Here is a 3884-nt window from a genome sequence, read left to right as displayed (position 1 = left end):
GCGGCCAATTCCTCGGCGAGAACGGCTCCAACCTTGCGGCCGTAAGCCGTTGGCACACGCGTGCCAACCAGCGCAATGCCGGGTCTATGCAGCAGCTCAGCCCGTCCCCGGTAGTATAGTACCCAAGGGGGCTGGGATATTTCCTTCAGCAGCTGAGGATATCCACCATCGAATAGGGTAACCATCGATATATGGGCCGATTCCATGAGAGAATGACGCTCTTTAACCCATTCCGGGGTCAGAATTTTCGACAGCTTTGCAGACATTCCCGGCGTTAGGCCAACTCTCTCCCAGTCCTCCGCCGTACAGTCAAACGCCTTCTCCGACACTAATCCCGCTTTGCTTATTTTGTCGATGCTTCTCCAGCCGATGCCCTGCACTTCATGCAAGCCGAATAATATATCCCGATTGTTCATATTTAGACTCTCCCTTAGCATAGAAGGCGCATGCCCTCCCTATTTTGTGTTACTCGCAGCGCAAACGCAAAAAAGCAACCTTCTATTCCCCTAAAGAGAATAAAAGGTTGCTTACCTTTGTTATTATTATACACCATTGAACCGTTACCGGAAGTACCGTTTTGTCAGGGAACAGCGGCCCGGGAATACTGCGGCGCTTCACAACAAACTTAATGCGTCGTGCAAGCGTTTAAAATCCCTCTTTCCTCTAGTACGCTTACCAGCGTGGAACCCATTTCAGCGGGTGTTGGAGCAACTCTGATGCCGCAGGCTTCAAGCACAGCGATTTTCTCGCTCGCCGTACCCTTTCCGCCCGAAATAATCGCGCCGGCATGACCCATGCGCTTGCCTGGAGGGGCTGTCTTTCCCCCGATGAAGCCGACTACCGGCTTGGTCATATGGTCACGAATCCACACGGCGGCTTCCTCTTCTGCCGTTCCGCCGATCTCACCGATCATAATGACCGCCTTCGTACTGGGGTCATCGTTAAATCTTTTTAGAATATCGATAAATTCCGATCCCTTGACCGGATCGCCTCCGATGCCGACCGCAGACGACTGGCCGATCCCGCGGGTTGTCAATTGATGAACCGCTTCATAGGTAAGCGTTCCGCTGCGGGAAACGACGCCGACATACCCCGGCATGTGGATATAGCCCGGCATGATGCCGATTTTACATTCCCCAGGCGTAATGATACCCGGACAGTTCGGACCGATCAGCACGGTTGAGCGGCCTTCCAGATAACGCTTCACCTTCACCATATCAAGCACCGGAATTCCCTCTGTAATGCAGATTACAAGATCGAGCTCGGCGTCCACCGCTTCCATAATCGAATCGGCTGCATAAGCCGGAGGCACATAAATAACGCTGGCGGTTGCGCCCGTCGCCTTCTTAGCATCGATCACCGTATTGAAGATAGGCAGACTTACGATTTTGCCGTCATTTAGCGTGATGTCAAATGAGGTGCCTCCTTTTCCCGGCGTAACGCCGCCCACCATCTTCGTGCCGTACTCCAGCGCACCTTTTGTATGGAACAAGCCCGTCGAGCCCGTAACTCCCTGCGTGATGACTTTCGTATTTTTATCGACAAGAATGCTCATCCATATTCACATCCTATTCCTTTTTGTAAAGTACAGGAAATCGCGCAAATCTGTCGTTACTGCACCAGAGAGACAATTTTCTGAGCACCGTCAGCCATGGAATCCGCCGAAACGATATTCAGTCCCGAACCGGACAAGATCTGCTTGCCAAGCTCCACGTTAGTGCCTTCAAGACGGACTACGAGCGGTTTGGTCAGACCCAGCTGCCCGGCCGCCTCCACCACTCCGCTGGCAATCACGTCGCAGCGCATAATCCCGCCGAATATGTTAATGAAAATCCCTCTCACTTTAGAGTCGGACAAAATAATCTTGAACGCCTCGGTTACTTTCTCCACGGTTGCGCCGCCGCCCACATCAAGGAAGTTGGCCGGTTCGCCTCCGTAATATTTGATGATGTCCATCGTCGCCATCGCCAATCCTGCACCGTTAACCATACAGCCGATATTGCCATCCAGCGCAATATAGCTCAGATCGTACTTGGAGGCTTCGATTTCCTTCTCGTCTTCCTCGTCCAGATCGCGTAAATCCTGAATATCCTTATGGCGAAACAGCGCATTGGAGTCAAAATTCAGCTTGGCGTCCAGTGCCAGAACGCTGCCGTCCTTCGTGATAACCAGCGGATTAATTTCGGCAATCGAGCAGTCTTTATCCACAAAAGCGGAATAGAGCGCTTGCATAAACTTGACCGCCTTGCCAATGAGATCATTCGGGATGGAAATATTGTAGGCCAGCCTGCGTGCCTGAAACACCTGCAGCCCCACCGCTGGATCAATGGTTTCTTTAAAAATCTTCTCCGGACGCAGGGCCGCCACCTCTTCGATCTCAGTTCCGCCCTCTTCGGAACCCATCAGCACGATGCGCCCCGTTCCCCGGTCGACCACAAGCCCAATATAATACTCCTTGAGGATTTGGCAGCCCTCTTCGATGAGCAGCCGTTTTACGACTTTGCCTTCCGGACCCGTCTGATGGGTCACCAATGTCTTGCCAAGAATTTCCCCGGCATATGAGCGGACTTCATCCAAATTCTTTGCGACCTTGACGCCCCCGGCCTTTCCTCTGCCGCCCGCATGGATCTGTGCTTTCACAACGGCGACGGGACTGTTCAGTTCCTGGGCTGCAGCCACCGCTTCCTCTACGGTAAAAGCCACTTTCCCATTCGGTACAGTGACGCCGTAACTTTTCAGCACTTCTTTTCCCTGATACTCGTGGATATTCATTCCGGAAGCCTCCTAAAATGTAGTGGAACCCGCAGGCAGCCTGCAAACTTCCCGCTTTCCGTATTGATTACCGCTAATTTGGAAACCCAGAATATTGTATCATGTTTTTAAAACGCTTACCTCATAAATCTTTCATGGTTTATACATACATTTTCGCATGGTTTCATGCCATAATGCGAACGATATCATTGACAATTTTCCCACTCATCCATCTCAACTACGGGAATTTGCTTGATGCACCCTGTTCAATAAACTGCGGAACTGCAGAAGGAGATCTCCGAATTCCTCTTTGGACATTTTCATTCCTTCAACCATTACACCCGGGATTTCCTTGGCTTTATTCTGAAGCGCCCAACCTTCCTCCGTTGGAGAAATCAGCACTTTGCGCTCATCGTCCTGCGAACGCTCGCGAATAATCAGTCCGGCGGCCTGCAGCCGCTTCAGCAGCGGGGTTAACGTGCCAGAATCAAGGTACAAGGCGGCGCCAATCTCCTTGACCGTACATTGCTCTTTCTCCCAAAGAACAAGCATCACTAGATATTGTGAATACGTAACGCCCAGCTCATCGAGAAATGGCTGATACAGCTTCGTTATCTCACGCGAACAGGCATAGATAGTAAAACAAAGCTGGTTATCGAGCAGCAGTTCTGGAGTGATCGTTGATTTTTGTGTCATAGCTAATATTCACCTGCTTTTTTTCCTTAATTTTATCATATTTTGCTGTTTGAATGTTAATTGTGAAAAATCGTTTGACTTCAATTTAATTAGTGTTAAATTATTTTGTATAAAATATTAATTTATCGCGTTTCAGCTTGACGGCTCTGGAGAAGCTTCAGTTGGCAATGGGTATTGATTTGTACCTTGAATGATTTATATAATGGATGCATAGCAATATTTTCGGAAAATGGGGAAGCACCTCTTTACTGAAGCTTTGCGCACATGATGTGCCGACTTTAGGAGTGAGGTGTTTTGTTATGTATGGAAAAATGCACAGTGCGTGCCTGTATGGAATTGAGGGCGTAATGATCGGGGTGGAGGTGGACCTCGCAAACGGCTTGCCGCAGACCCATATTATCGGGCTTCCCGACTCTGCCATACGCGAGGCGGCTCTT

The 3884-nt window shown here is 50.1% G+C and carries 4 protein-coding genes and 1 pseudogene; 1 reads left to right on the top strand and 4 read right to left on the bottom strand.

Going from position 1 to position 3884, the window contains the following annotated elements; all coding sequences use genetic code 11:
• The 4 genes from L691_RS0115245 to L691_RS29055 form a co-directional block, all read right to left on the bottom strand.
• Nucleotides 1-416 (bottom strand): DNA-processing protein DprA (locus tag L691_RS0115245; RefSeq protein WP_025691337.1); only part of this gene is annotated, 416 nt, incomplete at its 3' end.
• 209 nt (nucleotides 417-625) lie between these two features.
• Nucleotides 626-1555, bottom strand: a complete 930-nt coding sequence (sucD, locus tag L691_RS0115240; protein WP_025691336.1) for a succinate--CoA ligase subunit alpha — start codon at nucleotides 1553-1555, stop codon at nucleotides 626-628.
• A gap of 56 nt (nucleotides 1556-1611) precedes the next feature.
• Complete coding sequence (sucC, locus tag L691_RS0115235; protein ID WP_025691335.1) at nucleotides 1612-2772, bottom strand: ADP-forming succinate--CoA ligase subunit beta; 1161 nt, start codon at nucleotides 2770-2772, stop codon at nucleotides 1612-1614.
• Nucleotides 2773-2985: 213 nt separating this feature from the next.
• Nucleotides 2986-3447, bottom strand: a complete 462-nt coding sequence (locus L691_RS29055) for a MarR family winged helix-turn-helix transcriptional regulator (protein ID WP_036737214.1) — start codon at nucleotides 3445-3447, stop codon at nucleotides 2986-2988.
• 299 nt (nucleotides 3448-3746) lie between these two features.
• On the opposite strand from L691_RS29055, the pseudogene L691_RS32065 reads away from it, so the two are divergent.
• Nucleotides 3747-3884, top strand: a pseudogene (locus L691_RS32065) (YifB family Mg chelatase-like AAA ATPase); the annotation flags it as partial.

Origin of the sequence: Paenibacillus zanthoxyli JH29 (assembly GCF_000520715.1) — a bacterium.
GTDB lineage: Bacteria > Bacillota > Bacilli > Paenibacillales > Paenibacillaceae > Paenibacillus_AQ > Paenibacillus_AQ zanthoxyli.
The sequence above is the reverse complement of the archived record's forward strand: the minus strand, read 5'-3'. Positions and strand labels throughout refer to the sequence as shown.

Bases quoted from the DNA above. Each gene is read 5' to 3' on its own strand.
- sucD (WP_025691336.1), bottom strand. From the start codon at position 1,555: ATGAGCATTCTTGTCGATAAAAATACGAAAGTCATCACGCAGGGAGTT.
- L691_RS29055 (WP_036737214.1), bottom strand. From the start codon at position 3,447: ATGACACAAAAATCAACGATCACTCCAGAACTGCTGCTCGATAACCAG.
- sucC (WP_025691335.1), bottom strand. From the start codon at position 2,772: ATGAATATCCACGAGTATCAGGGAAAAGAAGTGCTGAAAAGTTACGGC.